Annotated in this window: 1 protein-coding gene; it reads right to left on the reverse strand. The window is 48.1% G+C overall.

The features are described 5' to 3' along the window. Positions 1 to 241, reverse strand: a 241-nt coding sequence (locus LPKJCM_RS11105; RefSeq protein WP_133057568.1) for a transposase, incomplete at both ends; no start/stop codon positions are given.

The raw sequence follows: 241 nt of genomic DNA on the forward strand, positions 1-241 counted from the left end.
TCTCTAACCAACTAAAGGATCGTTCGACTACCCAACGTTGGGGCATGACTTCGAATCGATGCAACTCATTGCGCTTCGCAACCTGCACGGTTGCGTTTAAATTACTGGCTACATCGAGCTGAAAATTAACGCCTGAATAACCACCATCAACGAAGACATTTTGAACCTGGCGTAAATGCATGGCATGTAAAGCGATCATTGCACTGGCCCCGTCTCGATCAGAGACGTTCGCTCGCGTCAT

Origin of the sequence: Lentilactobacillus parakefiri (assembly GCF_002157585.1) — a bacterium.
In the GTDB taxonomy this organism is placed as follows: domain Bacteria; phylum Bacillota; class Bacilli; order Lactobacillales; family Lactobacillaceae; genus Lentilactobacillus; species Lentilactobacillus parakefiri.